Source organism: Streptomyces sp. WMMB 322 (assembly GCF_900090145.1).
GTDB lineage: Bacteria > Actinomycetota > Actinomycetes > Streptomycetales > Streptomycetaceae > Streptomyces.
Genome location: NZ_FMHI01000014.1, coordinates 19,576 through 39,084, shown reverse-complemented (window position 1 = coordinate 39,084; position 19,509 = coordinate 19,576). Strand labels below are relative to the sequence as shown.

At 69.3% G+C, this 19,509-nt stretch carries 15 protein-coding genes, 1 tRNA gene, 1 other RNA gene and 1 pseudogene; 6 read left to right on the top strand and 12 right to left on the bottom strand.

The features are described 5' to 3' along the window. Nucleotides 1-6: 6 nt before the first annotated feature. The 6 genes from H180DRAFT_RS20685 to ffs form a co-directional block, all read right to left on the bottom strand. Nucleotides 7-282 carry a DUF1905 domain-containing protein gene (locus tag H180DRAFT_RS20685; protein ID WP_055487610.1) on the bottom strand — a complete coding sequence of 92 codons (276 nt, stop codon included), beginning with the start codon at nt 280-282 and terminating at the stop codon, nt 7-9. 116 nt (nt 283-398) lie between these two features. Next, the gene (locus H180DRAFT_RS20680) at nt 399-1,076 is read right to left on the bottom strand and encodes a DUF5063 domain-containing protein (protein WP_055487609.1); all 678 of its coding nucleotides are present in this window, start codon (nt 1,074-1,076) and stop codon (nt 399-401) included. Then, on the bottom strand, nt 1,069-1,668 hold the full coding sequence (recR, locus tag H180DRAFT_RS20675) for a recombination mediator RecR (protein ID WP_055487608.1): 600 nt from the start codon (nt 1,666-1,668) through the stop codon (nt 1,069-1,071). Before recR ends, H180DRAFT_RS20680 begins: the two co-directional genes overlap by 8 nt. A 239-nt stretch (nt 1,669-1,907) precedes the next feature. After that, complete coding sequence (locus H180DRAFT_RS20670; RefSeq protein ID WP_055487607.1) at nt 1,908-2,258, bottom strand: YbaB/EbfC family nucleoid-associated protein; 351 nt, start codon at nt 2,256-2,258, stop codon at nt 1,908-1,910. A gap of 248 nt (nt 2,259-2,506) precedes the next feature. Beyond that, complete coding sequence (locus H180DRAFT_RS20665) at nt 2,507-5,110, bottom strand: DNA polymerase III subunit gamma and tau (protein ID WP_107097722.1); 2,604 nt, start codon at nt 5,108-5,110, stop codon at nt 2,507-2,509. A 185-nt stretch (nt 5,111-5,295) separates the two neighbouring features. Continuing rightward, an RNA gene (gene ffs, locus H180DRAFT_RS20660) (signal recognition particle sRNA small type) lies at nt 5,296-5,392 on the bottom strand. A gap of 73 nt (nt 5,393-5,465) precedes the next feature. Between ffs and H180DRAFT_RS20655 the strand changes: the two genes are divergently transcribed. From H180DRAFT_RS20655 to H180DRAFT_RS20635, 4 genes are all read left to right on the top strand, one after another. Next, a tRNA-Ser gene (locus H180DRAFT_RS20655) sits at nt 5,466-5,550 on the top strand. 841 nt (nt 5,551-6,391) lie between these two features. After that, a complete protein-coding gene (locus tag H180DRAFT_RS20645) occupies nt 6,392-6,607 on the top strand; it encodes a type II toxin-antitoxin system VapB family antitoxin (RefSeq protein ID WP_055487604.1) in 216 nt (71 codons plus the stop codon). Beyond that, nucleotides 6,604-7,026 carry a PIN domain nuclease gene (locus H180DRAFT_RS20640; protein ID WP_055487603.1) on the top strand — a complete coding sequence of 141 codons (423 nt, stop codon included), beginning with the start codon at nt 6,604-6,606 and terminating at the stop codon, nt 7,024-7,026. The genes H180DRAFT_RS20645 and H180DRAFT_RS20640 overlap by 4 nt, the downstream gene beginning before the upstream one ends. Nucleotides 7,027-7,416: 390 nt before the next feature. Then, nucleotides 7,417-8,115: a hypothetical protein gene (locus H180DRAFT_RS20635; RefSeq protein WP_254666104.1), complete on the top strand. Its 699-nt coding sequence runs from the start codon at nt 7,417-7,419 to the stop codon at nt 8,113-8,115. Nucleotides 8,116-8,694: 579 nt separating this feature from the next. Here H180DRAFT_RS20635 and H180DRAFT_RS20630 read toward each other — a convergent pair. Further along, nucleotides 8,695-9,012: pseudogene (locus H180DRAFT_RS20630) on the bottom strand (tyrosine-type recombinase/integrase); the annotation flags it as partial. A 353-nt stretch (nt 9,013-9,365) separates the two neighbouring features. Continuing rightward, nucleotides 9,366-9,755 carry a VOC family protein gene (locus H180DRAFT_RS20625; protein ID WP_055487600.1) on the bottom strand — a complete coding sequence of 130 codons (390 nt, stop codon included), beginning with the start codon at nt 9,753-9,755 and terminating at the stop codon, nt 9,366-9,368. A gap of 553 nt (nt 9,756-10,308) precedes the next feature. On the opposite strand from H180DRAFT_RS20625, the gene H180DRAFT_RS29540 reads away from it, so the two are divergent. Next, entirely contained in the window at nt 10,309-10,692 is a 384-nt protein-coding gene (locus H180DRAFT_RS29540; RefSeq protein ID WP_139151416.1) for a hypothetical protein, read from the top strand. Nucleotides 10,693-10,735: 43 nt separating this feature from the next. Here H180DRAFT_RS29540 and H180DRAFT_RS29240 read toward each other — a convergent pair whose 3' ends face one another. Then, nucleotides 10,736-10,969 (bottom strand): glycine zipper domain-containing protein, encoded by a 234-nt coding sequence (locus H180DRAFT_RS29240; RefSeq protein ID WP_107097715.1) that lies wholly within the window; start codon nt 10,967-10,969, stop codon nt 10,736-10,738. 540 nt (nt 10,970-11,509) lie between these two features. Beyond that, a complete protein-coding gene (locus H180DRAFT_RS20620) occupies nt 11,510-14,185 on the bottom strand; it encodes an ATP-binding protein (protein ID WP_159033595.1) in 2,676 nt (891 codons plus the stop codon). 827 nt (nt 14,186-15,012) lie between these two features. Here H180DRAFT_RS20620 and H180DRAFT_RS20615 point away from each other — a divergent pair. Beyond that, nucleotides 15,013-15,987: a LuxR C-terminal-related transcriptional regulator gene (locus tag H180DRAFT_RS20615; RefSeq protein ID WP_055487598.1), complete on the top strand. Its 975-nt coding sequence runs from the start codon at nt 15,013-15,015 to the stop codon at nt 15,985-15,987. A 7-nt stretch (nt 15,988-15,994) separates the two neighbouring features. Here the strand turns inward: H180DRAFT_RS20615 and H180DRAFT_RS20610 are convergent, their stop codons facing one another. Both H180DRAFT_RS20610 and H180DRAFT_RS20605 read right to left on the bottom strand, forming a co-directional pair. Continuing rightward, nucleotides 15,995-17,473, bottom strand: coding sequence for a phytoene desaturase family protein (locus tag H180DRAFT_RS20610; protein WP_055487597.1), 1,479 nt, complete (start codon nt 17,471-17,473; stop codon nt 15,995-15,997). Next, on the bottom strand, nt 17,470-19,479 hold the full coding sequence (locus H180DRAFT_RS20605; RefSeq protein ID WP_254666103.1) for an ABC transporter ATP-binding protein: 2,010 nt from the start codon (nt 19,477-19,479) through the stop codon (nt 17,470-17,472). Before H180DRAFT_RS20605 ends, H180DRAFT_RS20610 begins: the two co-directional genes overlap by 4 nt. Between the last annotated feature and the right edge of the window lie 30 nt (nt 19,480-19,509).

The window sequence follows — 19,509 nt, the reverse complement described above, 5'->3', positions numbered from 1 at the left end:
CACACGTCACTGCCGTCCGTGGATCCGCTCCTCCAGGTGGACGGTCACCGTCGCCCCCGCCTCCTTGCCGATCGCCTTCCGCACCTCGGCCTTCACGGGGAGCTTGTGCGTGCCGTCGCCCAGCGCCATGAACGAACTCTGGAAGGGATGCCCGTCGATGGTGCCGCGGACCTTCACCAGGCCCCGGGTGCCGAAGTACTCGACGGAGTCGGGCCACAGGACGTACGTCCACCCGCCCACATCCGGGCCCTTGCGCAGCATCGCGGTGAACTGTTTGTCCATGGCCGGCACGCCTTCCTCGTTCTCGGCTTCGCGGGTCCTGCAAGTGGCGACCGCGGACGGCGCGGAAACTCATCGCCGTTCAGCCGGAGAAAACGGGCGCTGCGCGCCGGTGGGTGTCAGCGCCTGCCGCCCTCCGGGCGCAGGCCCAGCGGGACTCCGATCTCGGCTGCCATCACGGCGCCCGCCTCCTTCTCCAGCGCGCCGTCGTCGTCATCGGTGAGGCCGCTGTCCGTGTCCAGGCCGTCCAGTTCGCGCAGGGGCGTGTCGAGCCGCACGTGCGCGACGAGGGACTGCAGGGCCCGCAGAGCGGCGGAGGCGGTGGTGCCCCAGTTCGACAGGTACGAGAACTGCCACCACCACAGGGCCTCGCTGACCCTGCCCTCGGTGTAGTGCGCCATGCCGTGCCGCAGGTCGGTGATCACGTCGGCGAGGTCGTCGGAGATGCGGCAGGGTACGGGCGCGGTGCGCGGCTCGTACGGGTCGAAGACCTCGGAGTAGACGTCGACCGGGTCGAGCAGCGCGGCAAGCTTGAGGCGCAGCTCGTCGACGTCCGACTCGGGACCGATGTCCGGCTCGTACCGCTCGACGGGCACGAAGTCCTCGTGCGCTCCCAGCCGGCCACCCGCGAGCAGGAGTTGGGACAGCTCCAGCAGCAGATACGGGACCGCGCTGTCGGGGTCGTCGCCCTTCGCCACCTCGGTCACCGACACGATGAAGCTCTCGATCTGGTCGGAGATCTGGACGGCGAAGTCGTCCGGGTTGTCCTCGATCGCGTTCAGTGTGGCCTCAGACATCGAGCAACCTTCTTCCCTCGAAGGCCCGCCCCAGCGTGACCTCGTCCGCGTACTCCAAGTCTCCCCCGACGGGGAGTCCGCTTGCCAGGCGCGTCACTTTCAGCCCCATGCTGGAGACCATACGCGCGAGGTACGTGGCCGTCGCCTCCCCCTCGAGATTCGGATCGGTGGCCAGGATCAACTCCGTTACGGCGCCGTCCGCCAGCCTCGCCATCAGCTCGCGGATGCGCAGATCGTCGGGCCCCACACCCTCGATGGGGCTGATGGCACCGCCGAGCACGTGATAGCGGCCGCGGAACTCGCGCGTCCGCTCGATCGCGACGACGTCCTTCGGCTCCTCGACCACGCAGATGACGCTGCCGTCACGGCGTGTGTCCAGGCAGACGCGGCACTTCTCCTCCTGCGCGACGTTGCCGCACACCTCGCAGAACCGCACCTTCTCCTTGACCTCGGTCAGGGCGTGCGCGAGGCGGCGTACGTCGGCGGGCTCGGCCTGGAGGATGTGGAAAGCGATCCGCTGCGCGCTCTTGGGACCGACGCCCGGCAGCCTGCCGAGTTCGTCGATGAGGTCCTGCACCACGCCTTCGTACACGGATTCTCCCGATTCTGCCGCCGGACTCGTCCCGCCGGTCCTTCCGCCTGCTTCCGCATCCGCCCGTCGGCGAACGACCGCCGCGGAACGGTGAGTTGTCCCGCTGCTCCCGCCCCGCGCACCACCGGTGGCGGAGCCCCGCACGCTCACCACAGGCCGTCGGGCGACTCTCCCGTGACGGCACTCACCAGGTGAACGAGCCGGGACCCCGCGACCGTTCCGTCAGCGGGGCACCGGCGTCAGAACGGAAGCCCCGGCGTGCCGCCGCCTCCGCCCATGCCCTGAGCGAGCGGGCCGAGCTTCTGCTGCTGGAGTTGTTCGGCGCTCGCAGTCGCGTCGCGCACGGCCGCGAGCACGAGGTCGGCGAGGGTCTCGGTGTCCTCCGGGTCCACCGCCTTCGGATCGATGACGAGGCCCTCGAGCTCTCCCGTTCCGTTCACGCTCGCCCTGACCAGGCCACCGCCGGAGGAACCCTCGACCATCGTCTCGGCCAGCTCCTGCTGAGCCGCGGCGAGGTCCTGCTGCATCTTCTGGGCCTGCTGCAACAGCTGCTGCATGTCGGGCTGGCCCCCACCATCACCGGGAATCACGACTTGGCTCCTGGCTCGTCGACGACGTCTTGTCCACACCGCGCGCCGGGCCGCTGTGCACGCTGCACGCGCGGCGCGTGTCCTTCGCGCGGTCCACGCCGTACGGCTGCTTCACCTGCCTCGGACAGATGCCGTACGCGCGGTTGTTCATCTTGTAGTCGAGCCTACGTGCTCTGCGCCGACCCCGCTGAACCTGCACCCAACCCGCCCCTCGACCACCTGGAACGGGACGGAACGCAACGAAAACGTCATTCGTGATCGAATTCCTCGATCACCGTGGCCCCCAGCTCGCGCATGATCAAGTCATGGCCGGAGAGGGCTGATTCGTCGAGATCGGGATCGTCCTCCGCGGGCACGTCGTCCTCGAGCGCACCGCGGTACGCGGAAACCGCCGGCGCGGAAGCCGCCGGCGCCGCGGCACCCTGCGGCCCCGAGGGGCCCGGAACCGCCCCGTTCGGCGCGCCGCCCGAACCGGACATCCCGGCGGACTGCGCGGCTCCGGGGGCGACCTGCGCCGAGGCGAGTGCCTGACGGGCGCCCGCGGCGCCCCCTCCGGAGCCCTGGCCCTGGGGCGACGGCCCGGCACCGCCCGTACCCGGCCCCGAGGACGAGCCGGGAGCCCGCTGCCCCGACGGGGAGAACTGCGCGGACGGCCCGGCCGGAGAGGCGGAGGGCGCCGATGATCCGCCGCCCGCACCGCCGCCGAAGCCGCCGCCACCGCTGCCGCCGAAGCCGCCGCCCGGCGCCGCGCCCCCGCCTCCCGGCGGGCCGCCCGGGCCTCTCGCGCCCGCACCGCCGCCCCCGGAGGGGTCGACGATCGCCTCGACCTTCCACTGCACGCCCAGCGCATCGTTCAGCGCCTGGAGCAGCACGTCCTCGCTGCCGCCGCCGACGAAGCTGTCGCGAGCGCCGGAGTTGGAGAAACCGAGCTGGAGCGTGGCCCCGTCGAAGCCGACGACCTGCGCGTTCTGGCTCAGCAGAATCCAGGTGAAGCGGCGCCGGTTCTTCACCGCCTCCAGGATCTGCGGCCACATCTGCCGCACCTGGGCAGCGCCCTGCGACGGGTCCTGGGACGCCTCCCGGGGAGCGTCCCTGGACGACTCCGGAGACGCGTCCCGAGACGTTTCCGGAGACGCTTCCCGAGACGTTTCCCGCGCGGCCGGAGCCGACGCGGCCGGAGCCGGCGCGGGCTCGGCGGGCTCCGGCTGCGCGCCCGGGCCCTGCTGGGCGGCGCCGCCGCTGCCCGGCCAGGCACCGGGCGGACGGGACGGCTCCCGAGGGGGCGCCTCGTCCTGCGCGGACGCGCCGGCACCCTCGCCCCCGGAGCCGTCGGCGGACCCCGACCCGGGCCCGGGCCCCGGCCCGGCAGCGGCACCGGCCCCTGCGCCAGTCCCCGCACCGGCTCCCGTCGACGAGGGCCACGCACCCGGCCGCCTGCCGCCGCCGCCCGACGGAGGCGGGGAAGCCGCAGCACCCGCGTCGCCGCCGGCCGGCTCGCCGGAGGGCGCCGTCGCCGCGGACCGGTCCGCCGCGGGCCCCACATCCGCATGCTGTGCCTGCTCACCGGCCCTCACGTTCGCGGCGGGAGCAGCCTGCGGCGCCGGAGCAGCCGCAGCGGCCCGCGGCGCCGGAGGCCCTTCCGGCGGCGCCGCCTGCGCGGGCGCGGCGGAGCCCCCCGCGGCGCTCGCGAAGGCCGCACCCCGCTCCAGCCGGTCGAGGCGCGCCTGCACCGAACGCTCGTCCCCGTACGCCGCCGGCAACAGCACCCGCGCGCAGATCAACTCCAGCTGCAGCCGCGGCGATGTCGCTCCGCGCATCTCGGTCAGGCCCGTGTTGACGACGTCGGCCGCGCGGCTGAGTTCGGCGGCTCCGAAGGACACGGCCTGTGCCCTCATCCCCTCGACCACCTCGACCGGGGCGTCGATCAGCCCCTTCTCCACCGCCTCCGGGACAGCGGCGATGATCACCAAGTCCCGCAGCCGCTCCAGGAGATCCGTCACGAAGCGCCGCGGATCATGACCGCCCTCGATGACGCGGTCGACGATCTCGAACGCCTTGGCCCCGTCGCCCGCCGCGAACGCCTCCACTACGCCGTCCAGCAGCGCGCTGTCGGTGTATCCGAGCAGGGCAGTGGCCATCGCGTACGTCACACCGTTCTCACCGGCGCCCGCCAGCAGCTGGTCCATGACCGACATCGCGTCCCGCACCGACCCGGCGCCCGCCCGTACGGCGAGCGGCAGCACGGACTCCTCGACGGGGATCGACTCCTGCTCACACACCTCGGCCAGATGGTCACGCAGAGTTCCGGGCGGCACGAGCCGGAACGGATAGTGGTGCGTACGCGAGCGGATCGTGCCGATGACCTTCTCCGGCTCGGTCGTCGCGAAGATGAACTTCAGGTGCTCGGGCGGCTCTTCGACCACCTTCAGCAGGGCGTTGAAACCCGCCGAGGTGACCATGTGCGCCTCGTCGACGATATAGATCTTGTAACGGCTCGACGCCGGCCCGAAGAACGCCTTCTCCCTCAACTCACGTGCGTCGTCCACGCCCCCGTGCGACGCCGCGTCGATCTCGATCACGTCGATCGAACCGGGACCGTTGCGCGCGAGGTCCTGGCACGAACGGCACTCACCGCACGGCGAAGGCGTCGGCCCCTGCTCGCAGTTGAGGCAGCGGGCCAGGATGCGCGCACTGGTCGTCTTGCCGCAGCCGCGCGGCCCGCTGAAGAGATACGCGTGATTGACGCGGTTGTTGCGCAGAGCCTGCTGAAGCGGCTCCGTCACATGCTCTTGCCCGATGACCTCGGCGAAGGTCTCGGGGCGATACCGGCGGTACAGGGCGAGGGACGACACACCCCCGACGATATCGGTGCGGACCGACAACCCGCGCCGCGCTCACCCCACCCACCGGCCACCCGTACACCAGCACGGGACCAGCGCCCGGAACGACGGGCGGATCAAGGGCCGAACAGGGCCCGGAAGGGATCCGGAACGAGCCCGCACACCGGGCCCGAAGGGCCCGCGCGCTCCCTCACCCACGCGAACGCCCCTCACGCACCCGCCAGAGCCCTCCTACCCTTGCTGCCTTCCGGCCCTGGGGGAGTTCAGAGAGATAGCGCCACGTGAGGGGCTGCGGCCAACAGTACCCGATGGCCGTACCGGGGATCGAGTTCGCGAGCACGCCTCGGCGTCTTGTAGTGTTTGCGGCGGAGGATTCGCCTAGTGGCCTAGGGCGCACGCTTGGAAAGCGTGTTGGGGGCAACCCCTCACGAGTTCGAATCTCGTATCCTCCGCCCAGCCTCACCGGGCTGAACGAAGGCCCCGACCCAACTGCGGTCGGGGCCTTCGTCGTTGGTGCGTCTCGCACACCGATGCCGTAATGATCGGCAGGGCTCAGGAGCACCGCAACGGCGAACGCTCAACCTGCCACGAGAGCGGCCCCGGCCGCTCTCGTTCCGGTGCGTGTCTGCAAGATGAAAGCGGCCGGCGCGAGAACGACGGAGAACAGAACGGCCACCAAGAGCCAGGCGAACCTGGCAGCAAGGCGCAATACGCTCATCGGGAGGTCTCGCGGGGAAGGTGTCGGCCGGGGTGGGCGGATCGGCGCCGGGAAGTGCGTCGATCCGAGCAACGCCCCGGCAAGGGCATCGTGTGTTCGGGGGGCCACGGGCCCGACTGTGCCCATCCGGGCGGACAGGATGTCTTCCTCCTCCGGGGCGAAGCGCCGCATCCTCTGCGCCGTGTCGTGGCGAACGGCCGTGTCGCGCGCATCGGCGACCCGGCGATCACGCAGATGCTCGGGTTGCACAACCGGTACCTCACCCGCTGGTACGTAGGTCTCTTTCGTCGGTCTCCTCCGCCAGCGGGGGCGGAGAGGGCCCGGCTTGGATCTCGCGCAGTTCACCGAGGCGGGACCACTGGTCATCGCTCGTAGAGGTTCCGGGCAATCCACCGGCCCGGGCGTCGCCAGGCCGGAACTGGGCAACCCGGGAATCGGCCCGGTCGCAGGCCCGCCGGGTCTGCATCAGGACGGCAGGACGCTCATCGGCTCCTCAGATCCCGCGTTTGATCAGCTCGCCCGACATCCATCGAGATATACTTGCTGCCATCATTGATATCCATGGAGGTGCGAGTATGAGTCGAACAGTGATCGACCTGGATGACGAGCTCTTGGCCGACGTGGCTCAGGCCCTGGGCACCGGCAACAAGAAGGAGACGGTCAACACCGCTCTGCGTGAGGTGCTCGAGAACCGCCGCCGAGCACTCGCTCTCACGCGGCTGCGGGCTTCAGCGGACGAGGGTGACTTCGATCTGGACCTGTTCGAAGACAAGAGGGACTACCGGCGGTGAGCGCGGCGCAGTTCCTGATCGACACCAGTGCGCTCGCCCGCTTTCTCCGTACCGACGCCGACCAGTACGGATGGGACCAGGCCGCTACGGCCGGTCTCATCGCAACCTGTCCCGTGACCGAGCTGGAGTTCTTCTACAGCGCCCGGTCTGCCGCGGACCGAGCGCGTGGCATCGAGGACATGCGGCTGCTCTTCGGCTGGGCGCCCGTCGACGACCGCGCCTACGGCCGCGCGTGGGAGGTCCAGGAACTGCTGACCCAGCGCGGTCAGCACCGCAGCGCGGGAGCGGTGGACCTCGTCGTTGCCGCCTCCGCGGAGCTCCAGGGCCTGACCCTCCTGCACCGCGATCACGACTTCGACTGCATCGCCGCCGTCACCGGCCAAGCCATGCAGTGGTACGGCCCCGCCGCCGGTAAGTGAATGCCCGCCCGGTCTCATTGAGGGCAGGCGATCGACCGGATCGGCGTCAATAGCCAGGACTGGACGAGCGCGGACTTCACGTCTACTGACCTCGCGAGTCCGGCTTCCCGTGAAACCCGCCCTGTGCCGGCTTCGTCGCACAGTCCAGCTTCCTGCCTCACACCGGGGGGTTACATGCGGATCGGACGATCGAACTCCGCCCGCCTCATTGCCATGGCGGTCCTGGCCGCCCTCGGTCTGGGCGCCACCTCCGGGTGCGGCAGTCGGACCAGCGGCGACCAGCAGGAGGCACACGCCACCGCAGAAGCGGTGGGGGATCGCGCCCAGAAGGTCGCTGAAGCATGGGACGACTCGGCCGCAGCTGCAACTTGGCGAGCGGGGTACCACCCCATGAGCGACGTGACCCAGCCACCGCAGGGCGGACTGCGCAGTCAGGCCGATAAGGAGGCCTACCGCAACAGGAATCTCGTTCTGCGAGCGGAGTTGCCCGCCACCCGGCCCAAGAACGGCCAGGTGGTCTGGTCCGGGGGCAGGTCACTCTCGCGCCCCCTGTTGAGTGCGGACGAGGCGTACAAGGCCCTGTCCAGTGGCAACACGGACGGGAAGCCGTACCTGACGGTCACGGGCGTACGACTGGGCGAGATGACCATTTCAACCAGCCGCGGCCCTGCGACGGTTCCCGCCTGGACTTTCACCTTGGAGGGATACGACTCGCCCCTCAAGCGGGCAGCCGCCATTCCGTCAAAGCCACCTAAATCACCGATCGGGAGGACCGGCGACCTCCCGGCGTACCGACTCCACCATCTGGTGCGAATGAAACCTGAGAGTCGGTCGGTAAGCCTGGTCACCATGCATGGCGTCTGCGAGGAGTCTTCCTCAGTGGATGTATTCGAGACACGCGGCAGCGTCGTGCTGTCGGCTTCCGTGATGAACCGGAAAGACGGTGGCCTCTGTACGAAGCAGGCGAAGCTGCAGCAAGTGACGGTGAAGCTGGACCGTCCGGTGGACGACCGCGTGCTCTTGGACGCAAAAACCGGCCTACCCGTGCCGTACCGACCGGAGGGCGAACCCTCGCCAACTTGGAGCTGACAACGTTCACCGCGGTCCACTGCGTGGTCTCTGAACACCATCGAGACCCCAGCGTCGGGGCAACCGCTTCCCGCCGGCTCACACGGCTCGGTCGGCCGCGGGGTGGCAGGCGTCGGCCGTCGCCCCGAGGCGGTGGCACGGTGGGCGCAGCGAGGTTCAGACGAGTGTCCATGTCGAGGTTGACCTCGCCGGTGAACGGATTCTGGTCGTAGGCCCGCACGTGCGTGGAGTCGGAGGCCACCGCGGTCGAGCCCTGCCCGCACAACTCCGTGCTGCACGCGGCGACGGTGGCGTTCGCGATCTCGATGGCAATCGGGCGGGCGAGCAGGCAGAACACGGCTGCGGCGTGGTTGCAGTTCTGGTTGCATTCAGCTCCGTACAGGACCGTCCGCCCGAGCCACCCGACGATGCCCCGTCGCAGGTTGAGACACCCCCGCCCGCCCCCGAACCCCGAGGCGAACATTTGGAAAGCGTGTTGGGGGCAACCCCTCACGAGTTCGAATCTCGTATCCTCCGCCCAGCCTCACCGGGCTGAACGAAGGCCCCGACCGCACGCCGGTCGGGGCTTTCGTCGTTCTCTCAGCGCTCGTTGTCCTGGTTCTTGTCCACCAGGCCGTTGTCCTGTGGCCCCCGGATCGCTTCCGCGAGCTTCCGCGCCACGTCCTTGAGCATGGCGTCGGGCACGTGCAGATACCGAGCGCGCATCCGGGCAGAGGTTCCCGGCTCCCACCCCATGATCTGATCGATGACGCGGTCCGGGACACCGAGCAGCATGAGCACGGTCGCGGCCGTGTGCCGGGCAGCGTGCAGACGCGCGTCCCGCACCCCGGCGTCGTCCAACAGCCGCTTGCAGTCGTGGTAGTCCGTGTTCGCGCTCAGTGGTCCACCGAGCGGCTTGGCCAGCTCGGCGGCACTGGTACCCGCTGGCCACCTGGACGCAGTGCCCTTTGAAACCCGGCGCAGGCGCGGCCTGACCGGCACACCCGATGAGATCCGTGCACGACTCGTCGCCTGGGAACACGGGCCGGCCAATAAGACACTGTTTCCTTCGGTGCCGGTGATGGCTTATGGGTCCTCTGCCGGCGTTCGGCGCCAATCACGGAGGGCGAACTCTCCGCCCGGGGCGGCTCAGGTGATCGCGGGGCGCCGGCCGCGAGCACAACGGGCACAAACGGCGATTGAGGGCCGCACTCCGGTCCGGGCTCCCGGTCCGGGCTCCCGGTCCGGGGTGCGGCCCTCGGCGCATGTGCTTACGAGGTCCAGCCGCCGTATGGCACGGTGATCAGCTCCATGGCATGGCCCGCCGGGTCCATGAAGTACACGCCGCGGCCGCCGTCGTTGTGGTTCACCGCGCCGGGCTGTTGCCGGTGCGGGTCGGCGTAGTGCTCGATGCCTCGCTCGCTGATCCGCGCGTACGCCGCGTCGAACTCCTCCTCGGAGACGAGGAAGGCGTAGTGCTGCATGGCGATGTGGTCCGCGGGGATCGTGGCGAAGTCCAGCGTGACGCCGTTGCTCAGCTCGACCGCGATGAACGGGCCCCACTCCGCAGTGATCTCAAGGCCCAGCAGGTCCGTGAAGAACTCCGCGGACTCCCGGTTGTCCCGGGCGTGGACGATCGTGTGGTTCAACTCGACTGTCACGAAATGCCTCCGAAGGCACCTCCTGACACCTCCATGCCTCACCCAGCCAGTGACCGGCACGCGATGTCACCGCTGATCCTAGTGTGGTCATGAAGTGAGTCGGCGGTAGTTGACGAGGGCTGCGGCGATGCCGACGAAGGCGGGGGAAAACCTGGCACGGAATGCCCATGTAGTGGCTGATCCCCTCCCGTTGATGGCCTTTGCCCCGGGTACGATGCCGACAACGGGCGAGTCCGCAGGGGGATAGGTGCAATACGCGATCACCGCACTGGTCAGCTTCGCGCTGACCACGCCCGTGGCGTGGTACGTCCTCAACCGCCGTTTACACCGCCGGGTTCCCTCAGGTCGGGCGAAGACATCCGACATTGACTCGCCCGACAGCTCGCGGGGCTGGTTCGCATCATTTCGCACCCAGCCGATGCGGGGGTCGATCCACGGTGGGAACGACCTCACCAGGGGCGCCGGCCATGCTCGTAGCCACTCCCGACGACCACCGGCCAGGTCGTCTGGGGCCTGGCCGGCCTCGCAGCGCCGCCGTCGATGGCTACTGCCGGTGCTGTTCACCGTGATATCGGCCGGCAGTGTCCTGCTCGTCGCCGAGAACCTGACCGCTTCACATGCCAACCGTCCACCGGCCAACGCCGAGCCCAGTCCAAGCGAAGGGTTACTGACGGGCGGCGGCACGGGGGGCGGCACCCACGACAGCGAAGGCGAAACGGATACAGGGAGTGGGCCCGGGGCAGAGAACGACGGCGTGCCGCTGCTCTCCGCGGACAACCTCGGCGCTTTTGGATCAGTGATCGGCGGCGTCGCCGGCGCGATGGCCGTGTGCGTCAGCGTTTACCAGTTCCGTGTCAGCAGAAGCGCTGCCGGGGAGGCCGCCCTTGCAGCGGAGCCTCCCCCGATCGAGCCTCCACCGAGTGAGGGCTACCTGTAGCTCGCTGGGGCGTATACGAGCAGGCACGTCGTCAGCGCGCCTCTCATCGTCCTGGTTCTTGTCCAGTTCGCCGACGGTCGCCACCGTTCAGGCGGAAGGCCATGGCGAATACGGGGAAGAACGCAACGCCAAGCGCGACTCCCACGGCGACGTTGCCGAACGCGGCGCCCAGCGCCACGCCGAGAGAGATTCCGAGAGCGGCTCCTGGGCCCCAGTTCCAGTCGCGAGCCTCGTCGGTGCCACCGTCACTCGTCTGCTGATTCGGTTCGTCGTCCATCCAGCCACCATAGAAGCCGGCCTGCGAGACAACCTGGCCTCAGGCGGAGATCTCCGCGCCACCCGGGCGTGACCGCCGTGGGATGCCCTGACCCCGAGCTGCGCCGCCGTAGCCGGCCGCGCACGCGAGACTGATCGACCAGCTCGTCGAGCAGGCCCGTAGCAAGGGACTGCAACTGACCGGCGAAGGCGGGCTGCTGCACCCGCCGTGCTCAGCGAGGGGATGTCCACCAGGGCCGACCCACCGCCGTCGAGGGGCAGTTGATTTTCCGCCCAGCGCCACCGGGCTGTCGCGAACGCCCCGACAGCACGTCCCGACAGCACGCCGGTCGGGGCCTTCGTCGTTGCACGGTTGCAGTTCGGGCTGCGCTTACAGGAGACATTCGGGAACCTTCGACAAGCAGGCAGGCGCACACCTCCGCGACTCGCAGCGGACAGTCGGCACCGAACTGCACTCCGAGCTACGGAACCTGGCGGTAGGTGTCGCGACGGTTGCCAACGGCCAGGACCCACACGGTCAACTGACCGTCCTCGACGGTGACTATTCCTTGCGAGTGTGTTCGGTGCCGGCGACCCAGGTGGCCACGTGTGCTCGGGTCTGCAGGTTCAGTCTGGTCTTCACGGCTTCCAGATGGCTCGCTGCGGTGCGTGGGGAGATGTGCAGACGCGCGGCGATCTGCTGGTTCGTCAGGCCCTGTGCGACGAGTTCGGCCACCTGCCACTGACGGGAGGTGAGAACCGGATCGGGGTGGTCGCAGCGGCCGGGCGGCCAGGCGTTGTGCAGGGCGTAGCGGATGGCCTCGTCATGGCTGAGTTCCGCCCCGTCCGCCAGCGCGGCGGCGGCACGGGCCGGGGGCAGGTCCTGGCGGGCTCGCTCCGTGGCCGTCTGCACCATGTCCTTCCACCACGCGTCAGCGACCAGATGTGATTTCTCCCGGATCGTTCTCGCGGTGGAGAGCAGGCGCAGTCCGCGTTCGGGCTGGCCGTCGATCATGGCGACGAGCGCCAGGCCTTCGAGGTTGTACAGCTTGCCCTCGGCGTCGACGGACTGCATGGTGAGCGCCATCGTGAAGTACTGGGCGGCCTCTTCGAACCGCTGCCGGGTGATGGAGACGCCGGCCGCGGTGTGCAGGGTGGCGCTGAGTGCTTCGGGCGCGTTGTCGCCGTCAAGGAGCGACAGCGCCTCTTCGATGTGCCCGGTCGCCTCGTCGGCCCGGCCGATCATCAGCAGCTTCCAGGCGTGGCGGTTCAGGATCATCGCGAGGAGTGTGGGCTGCTCCAGTGTGCGCAGCAGCTCCACCTGGCGCTGATATATCCCGAGCGCCACGTCGTGCTCGCCCAGGCAGCTGCGTACTCTGCTGAGCGCACCGAGCGCGCGGACCATGAGGGTGGGATGCTCTCGGGTCCGGGCGATGCCGAGAGCTTCCTCCGCGGGGGCGACGGCGTCCGCGAGGTGCCCTCGTCGGCAGAGTGCGTCCGACAGCGTGGTGGACAGGCAGGCACGTCCTACCGAGGGGGACGGGTGGGCTGCGAGCAGCCTCTCCGCGAGTCTCTCGGCCTGGCGGGGAACGCCGCGCCTGTTCCAGCAGGACGTGAGCGCGGCGCCGAGGAGAGGTGTTCGCGGATCACCGAGACGTTCAGCGGTGTTGACGGCGTAGTGCAGGTTGTGGCGTTCCCGGTCGAGTTGTCCGGCGAGGTCGACGGCGGGATCGCCGGTCCACAGCAACAGCCTCTCCGAGAAATCCGTCATCCAGGCCAGCAAGCGCTCGTGCACTTCTTCGGACTCGGCTGCCGCGTCGAGGCATTCCTTGCCGAAGACCCGCAGTGACTCCAGCATGCGGAATCGGCCCGTGGCCGCCTGGTCGCTCACCAGCAGCGACTTGTCGGCCAGGGCGGTCAGCAGTGACCACACACGGTGTCCGGACAGTCCGAGACCGGCGCACAGCGCCGTCGCCAACGGCTCCTCGAAGCCGCCCGGGAGCACTGACAGCCGGCGGAACACCTGCTGCTGCTCCGCGTCGAGCAGGTCGTAGCTCCAGCTGATGGCCGATCGCAGGCTCTGGTGGCGGTGCGGAGCGGTGCGCAGACCGCCCACCAGCAGGTCGAGCCGCCGGTCGGCGTCCTCCAGCAGACGGGTGGGAGAGAGGAAGGCGGTCTGCCGCGCGGCCAGTTCGATGGCGAGTGGGATGCCGTCGAGACGCATGCACACCTCCGCCACGGTTTCGGCCATCGTGTCCGTGAGGGTGAAGGACGGTTGCACCGAGCGCGCCCGGTGTACGAACAGTTGGACGGCGGCGCCGGAGCGGGCCGCGGTGCCCCTGCCGGATCCGGGTACGGGCAGGGGTGTGACCGGGAAGACGGTCTCACCGGTGATCTGCAGAGCCTCGCGGCTGGTCGCCAGCACGCTGAGCCGGGGACATCGCTCCAGTAACGGTTCGACGAGTTCCGCGCAGCTCTCGATCACATGCTCGCAGTTGTCCAGCACGATGAGGACGGACCGGGAGCCGCAGCCGTCCGCGACGGCATCCTCGACGGAACCGGTCGGAACGGATCCGCCGAGGACGGCCGATGCGACCGTGGGCGCGATCAGCGAACCGTCCGACAGGGGCGCGAGGTTCACCCACCGCACACCACCACCGTAGGAAGCGCGGATCTTCGCGAGGCATTCCAGCGCCAGCCGAGTCTTGCCCACGCCACCCGGGCCGGTCAGGGTGATCAGGCGGCTCTTGGCCAGTAGCGGACGCAGGTCCGCGAGTTCGCGTTCCCGCCCGACGAGCTGGTCCAGTGCGGCCGGGGGATCGCCGTCCTGCTGGCGTGGCGGCGCTCCTGGGGAGGTGGCCGGGGCGCCGTCGAACGTGGGCTGTCCGGCTGCGTCCGCCGGTCGTTCTCCCGTCTCCGTGTTCGTCTCCGTGGGCGCCGGGCCGCCGCGGTGCTCTGCGATCGCGAAGACGCCGCGTCCGGAGTGGAACTGCCGGTGCAGCGTCATCGCCGGCATGTTGAGTGTGACGGCGAGCTGACGCCAGCTCGCTCCCCGCTGCCGGGCACGTGCCACAGCGGCTCGCAGGGCCCAGCCACTGGTCCTCTGCAGCTCCGCCAGTACCGAGGCCTGATCCTTCCCGCTTACGCCGTTCGGAGACGTCCGCGCCATTACTTCCAGGCGCACCAGGTTGCTCACAAGAGCGTGGAGGGAAGCAGAAGCATCCTGCTCATGGCTCACCGTCGCATCATGCATGTGGCCGCGAAGTGCGCGGAGTTCATGGTGCTTGTATGACAAGAACCAGGATGGGATGTGTGTGAGAAGTCGAGTGGTGTTTGAACCAGATCGGTACGCCGCCGGGCGTCCTCCGGTCACCCCCGTGGACTTCTGTCGCCCCCGGCGTCCGGCAGCGGCTGGTCAGCTCGTGCGGGTGCGGATTGCCTCCCCCTCATCGCTGCACGATCTGCCGATGCACACTCAGCCGGCAGCCGGTGAGGATCGAAAGGACAGGTGACTGGGGCAGGCAGATCACTTTGGCGCGGAGTCCACACACTTCGGGCCGAAGAAGATGACTGTAGAACCCAGAGATGACTGCGATGAGCCAGACCACCATTCATATCCACGGCGTAGAGGACACACAAGCGCGGCAAGCGGGTCGAAGGCGGTCGGCGTCAACGGACTGGGGGCAGACCTCCAGATGCCGAAGACAGCCCGCCTGAATCGCTGCCACGGATTCTGTGAACCTCCGATATCGACCGGGCCGGTCGCGTCGGGCAGTACCCGACGCGCGGGCGCACAAGCAGTGCGAGCAGTGCGCCATCCACCAAGACCGCCGGGGTCACTCACCGACTGCCACAAGAGTTCACGCTCAGCCGACACCGGTGAGCGGTGCGGCCCGGCCACGTGAACTTGCCCCTGAATGAGGAGCTCTGAGTCCAACTCCCATGCGTGATCTGCTTCTCAGTGTCCCTGCTCCCACGCCGCCGCGTCGTCCGTCGCGCATCAGAGCAGGTCGTCTCCCCCAGCCGGCCCACGAGCAACGTGGGCGCGGGCCGGATACCAATGCGATGGCGGTGCTCGGTGTGAGCGCGGCCGAAGAGAAGGTCTACCGGTACTTCCTCCGCAATCCCGACATCGCCGTTGAGGAGGTCCACGCGGAGCTGAACCTCGAAAGGGAATCAGTACCGGACTGTGTTGACAGGTTGCTGGACCTGGGCATGCTGCGCATCATCGACGGGTGCCGCATGATCCCTACCGATCCGGACACCGCCGTCGCGCGGCTCGCGGATCAGCGGCTGGGAGAGTTGCACAGCGAACTCCAGCAGGTCACCGGGTGCCGGCAGATCGCCGATTCGCTGCGTACCGAGCAGAGTTCACGGACTACCGCCTCGTGTGACGTCGAACAGGTCACGGATCTGGCGGAGATGCGCAACCGGATAGACGACCTCTCCTTCTTCGCGCGGGAGGAAGTGCTCTCCGTCGAACCTTACGAGGAGTTGCAGCCGGAGAGCATCGAGTACGCCCGCCGCCTGGACCTGCGCTGTCTGCGCAGGGGAATCCGGCTGCACAGCATCGTGCTGCGCGCCGCGCTCGATCATCCCCCCACAGCGGCCTATCTGCGCGAACTGGCGGACCAAGGAGCACAGATCCGGGTCGTCGACGAGACCACGGACCGCATTCTCGTCTACGACCGGGCCGTTGCCGTGGTACCCGTGGATCCCGCGGAAACGTCACGCGGAGCGTTGATCGCCCACGAGAGCGGGTTGGTCTCCAGCATCGTCGCCCTCTTCTGGCGGATCTGGAAACAGGCCGAGGAACTCCCGGCCAGGGACGAGGAGTCAGCGCACGGAACGCTGACCTCCGAGACCAAGCGGGAGGTGCTCCTGGCGATGTGTTCGGGCGAGAAGGACGAGGCCGCCGCACGGAGCATCGGCGTATCGGTGCGTACGTTCCGGCGCAAAGTCGCAGCCGTGATGAAGCATCTGGGGGCTGACAACAGGGCACAGGCGGCACTGCTGGCCCGCGAGCGGGGCTGGATCTGAACCCGGGTCAGCCCATGCCCTCCGCCACAGTCGGCTCGGGTGCCAGTGAGGGGGTGGTGGTAATGCCGAAGCGGGTGCGTAGCGCGGATTGTGCGGCCAGGTAGCCGGACATGCCGTGGACGCTGGGTCCCGGCGGGGTTGCGGCGGAGCACAGGAAGAGGCCCGGTAGAGGAGTGCGGTAGGGGTCGATGCCGGCGGTGGGGCGGGCGAAGGACTGGGTCAGGGTCATGGCGCCGCAGCCGATATCGCCGCCGACGTAGTTGGGGTTGTAGGTCTCGTAGCCGGCGCCGGTGATGGAGCGGTGGGCGAGGATGGTGTCGGTGAAGCCGGGGGCGTAGTGCTCGACGCGGGAGCGCACGAGTTCTGCGGGGTCTCTGAGGTCGCCGTTGGGGACGTGGGCGTAGGCCCACACCGGGCGTTTGCCGGGGCGTGCGCGGCCGGGGTCGGTGACGGCCGGGTCGACCAGCAGCACGAAGGGTTCCTCGGTGGGTATGCCGCGGGCGGTCAGGGTCTCCTGGTGGGTCATCCGGGCGTGGGTGCCGCCCAGATGCACGGTTCCGGCTCTCCCGACGGTGGGGTTGGCCCAGGGGATGGGTTCGGTGACCAGAAAGTCGACCTTCGCGGCAGCCGGGCCGTAGCGGTATCGCTTGAGGCGGCGGGTGTAGCGCGGTGGCAGTCTGTCCTCGGCGAGGGCCAGTAGTCCTTTGACGCTGGTGTCCAGCAGGATCGTGTGGGCGCCGGTGAGTTGGTCCAGGCTGGTGATCGGGCAGGTGGTGTGGAAGGTGCCGCCGTGTGCGGTGATGTCGGCGGCCATGGCCCGGGCGATGCGGGCGCTGCCGCCGCGCGGCAGTGGCCAGCCGGTGCCGTGGGCGAGGTGGCCCAGCAGCATCGCGACGGCTGCGGAGGCGAGGCTGGGGAGTCTGCCCATGGCGTGTGCGGCGACGCCGGTGAGCAGGGCGGCCGCTTCTTCGGTGGCGAAGCGGGCGGCGCCGAGACGGCCGGCGTGCACCGGTATCCGGGTGGCCAGTGCCAGTGCGGCGGCCGGGTCGTGGGGCAGGGCGCGCTGGCCGGAGAGGATCAAATCCACCACGCCCTGGCTGTGGTCCAGCAGCGGCTGCATCAGTGTCCGCCAGCGTTCGCCGTCCGGACCGAGTCCCGTGCAGGTGGCGGTCAGGTCGTGGTGGGCGAGTCCGGCCCGGCCGCCTTCCAGCGGGTGGGCGTAGGAGATCTCCGGGTGCAGGAGTTCCACGCCGCGGGTGGCGAGGTCGAACTCGCGGAAGAAGCGGGAGGCGGCGGCCATGGGGTGGACGGCGGCGCAGATGTCGTGGTCCACGTCCTGCTCGAAGAGCGGCTGGGTGCGCAGTCCGCCGCCGATGGTGTCGGCCGCCTCGTACAGCTCCACCTTCAGACCCGCCCGGGCCAGAGTCACCCCCGCCGCCAACCCGTTGGGTCCGGTCCCCACAACGGCCACGTCGGCGGACGTCATACGGTGCCGCCCACCGGTTCGGGGAACTGCCGACCGGCCTGGACGTCCGAGGTGCCCTCGGCGCTCTGCGGCTGGAACGCGTCCGCATCCAACCCGAGTTGCTGCGGCGGGTGCTCGAACGCCTCGTAGGCCGGGTGCTGATGCTCCAGTCGCGGAATGACCGCCTCGCCCACGAGCCCCGACTCGGCGTGGAGCTGGGAGCCGGCGAGACGACGGTAGAGATCGTCCCGCTCCATCAGTTCGTCGTGGACTCCGGTGGCACGGACCCTGCCGTTCTCCAGCACGACGATCTGGTCCGCGTCGATCACCGTGGAGATGCGGTGCGCGATCGCGATGACCGCACAGTGCCGGGAGACCCGCTGGAGCACATGCCGGAAGTCCCGCTCCGAGTCGGAGTCCAGATGGGAGGTGGCCTCGTCCAAAAGCATGATCGCGGGCTTCTGCAGCAGCGTGCGGGCGATGCACAGCCGCTGCCGCTGACCGCCGGAGAGCCCGCTGCCCTGATCGCCCAGATCGGTGTCGAGTCCGTTCGGCAGACCTTGGACGACATCCGAGAGACCGGCCATCTCCACGGCCTCGCGGATGTCGTCCTCTGCGGCCTCCGGGTTGGCGTAGGTGAGGTTCTCCCGGATGGTGCCGCGCATCGTCGCGCTGTCCTGCTGTACGTAGCCCACCAGTCCGCGGACGGTGTCCAGGGGCAGTGCTTCGATGTTCTGGCCGCCGAGCAGGATCCTGCCGCCGTCCAGCCGGTAGAAGCGCTCGATGAGCTGGAACAGGGTCGTCTTGCCCGCTCCGGACGGGCCGACGATCGCGGTCAGCCCGCGCGTCGGTACGTGGAAGGACACGCCCGCCAGCGCGTTCGCCTCCGCACCCTGCCCGGCGTACCCGAACCGGACGTTGTGGAACTCGATCGCGCCCCGGTCCTGGATCAGCGACCCGACGAGGGCGGGCTGCTGCTGGACCCGTTCCTCCTGGCCCTCCTGGGGCAGTACGGCCAGTCCGTCCACCCGCTGTACCGCGGCGCGCCCCTGTACGAACTGGCCGATCGCCATGAAGAACAGCACCAGCGGCGACACAAGGTGGAAGAGGTACATCACAAAGGCGGTCAGGTCGGCGATCGACATCGCTCCGCCGGCCACGCGGGTCATCCCGACGCCGACCACGACGGCCAGCGCCGCCTGGGTACCGACGTTCATGGACGGCATCAGCAGCGCGTTGAACGCGTTGACCCGGATTCCCGACGTACGTGCGAGGTGGGCCTGCCGGCCGATCCGCAGCAACTCCCGGTCCTCCGCACGGGATGCCTTGACCGTGGGCAGCGCCGAGAGCACCCGCTGCACATCGGTGCCGAACGCACCGGTGTCCTCGCGGTTCTGCACGGCTACCTGCCGGAGTTTGCGGGCGAGGCCGACGGACACCAGGCTGGCCACTCCCAGGCAGGCCACTGTGATCAGCATGAGCCAGATGTCGATGGCGAACATCAGGGCGACACCGCCGATGATCGTCGCCCCGTTGATGACGAGCTGCGCCAGGCTCTGCGAAAGCGCGATCTTCACCAGGGAGGTGTCGGTCACCGTCCGGGTGAGGATGTCGCCCTGTGGCTGCTTGTCGACCGACGGCAGTTTGGCCCGCAGCAGCCGTTCGATCAGGATCCGGCGGACGTCGAAGACGATGTTCTCCCCGGTTCGTCCGATGGTGTAGGCCTGGAGTGAGGAGAAGGCCGCGTCCGCGCAGAAGAGTACGACGAGCAGAGCGATCGGCCCGGCGAGCGACTGGTCCAGCTCGGCGGTCCGGATCAGCCTGCCGATGGCGTAGGGCTGGGCGAGCGAGGCGACCACACCGAGCAGTCCCAGCAGCATGCCCGTGATCAGCAGCGCCCGGTGCTGGAGAGATACGGTCCAGACTGATTCCGGCTTGCCGCAGGTCGCCTCCCAGCTGGTGCGGTCGGTCTTGCGGCTGTGCCGTCCGCGGCCCCGCCGACGATCGGTGTACCGCGTGGCTGTCATTGCGGGCTCCTCCCGGAGTTGGTGGGTCGT

Coding starts and splice junctions, on each gene's coding strand:
- H180DRAFT_RS20680 (WP_055487609.1), bottom strand. CDS start 1,076: ATGTCTGAGGCCACACTGAACGCGATCGAGGACAACCCGGACGACTTC.
- H180DRAFT_RS29240 (WP_107097715.1), bottom strand. CDS start 10,969: ATGGACGACGAACCGAATCAGCAGACGAGTGACGGTGGCACCGACGAG.
- H180DRAFT_RS20635 (WP_254666104.1), top strand. CDS start 7,417: ATGAGCGACGTGACCCAGCCACCGCAGGGCGGACTGCGCAGTCAGGCC.
- H180DRAFT_RS20615 (WP_055487598.1), top strand. CDS start 15,013: ATGGCGGTGCTCGGTGTGAGCGCGGCCGAAGAGAAGGTCTACCGGTAC.
- H180DRAFT_RS20610 (WP_055487597.1), bottom strand. CDS start 17,473: ATGACGTCCGCCGACGTGGCCGTTGTGGGGACCGGACCCAACGGGTTG.
- H180DRAFT_RS20645 (WP_055487604.1), top strand. CDS start 6,392: ATGAGTCGAACAGTGATCGACCTGGATGACGAGCTCTTGGCCGACGTG.
- H180DRAFT_RS20605 (WP_254666103.1), bottom strand. CDS start 19,479: ATGACAGCCACGCGGTACACCGATCGTCGGCGGGGCCGCGGACGGCAC.
- H180DRAFT_RS20685 (WP_055487610.1), bottom strand. CDS start 282: ATGGACAAACAGTTCACCGCGATGCTGCGCAAGGGCCCGGATGTGGGC.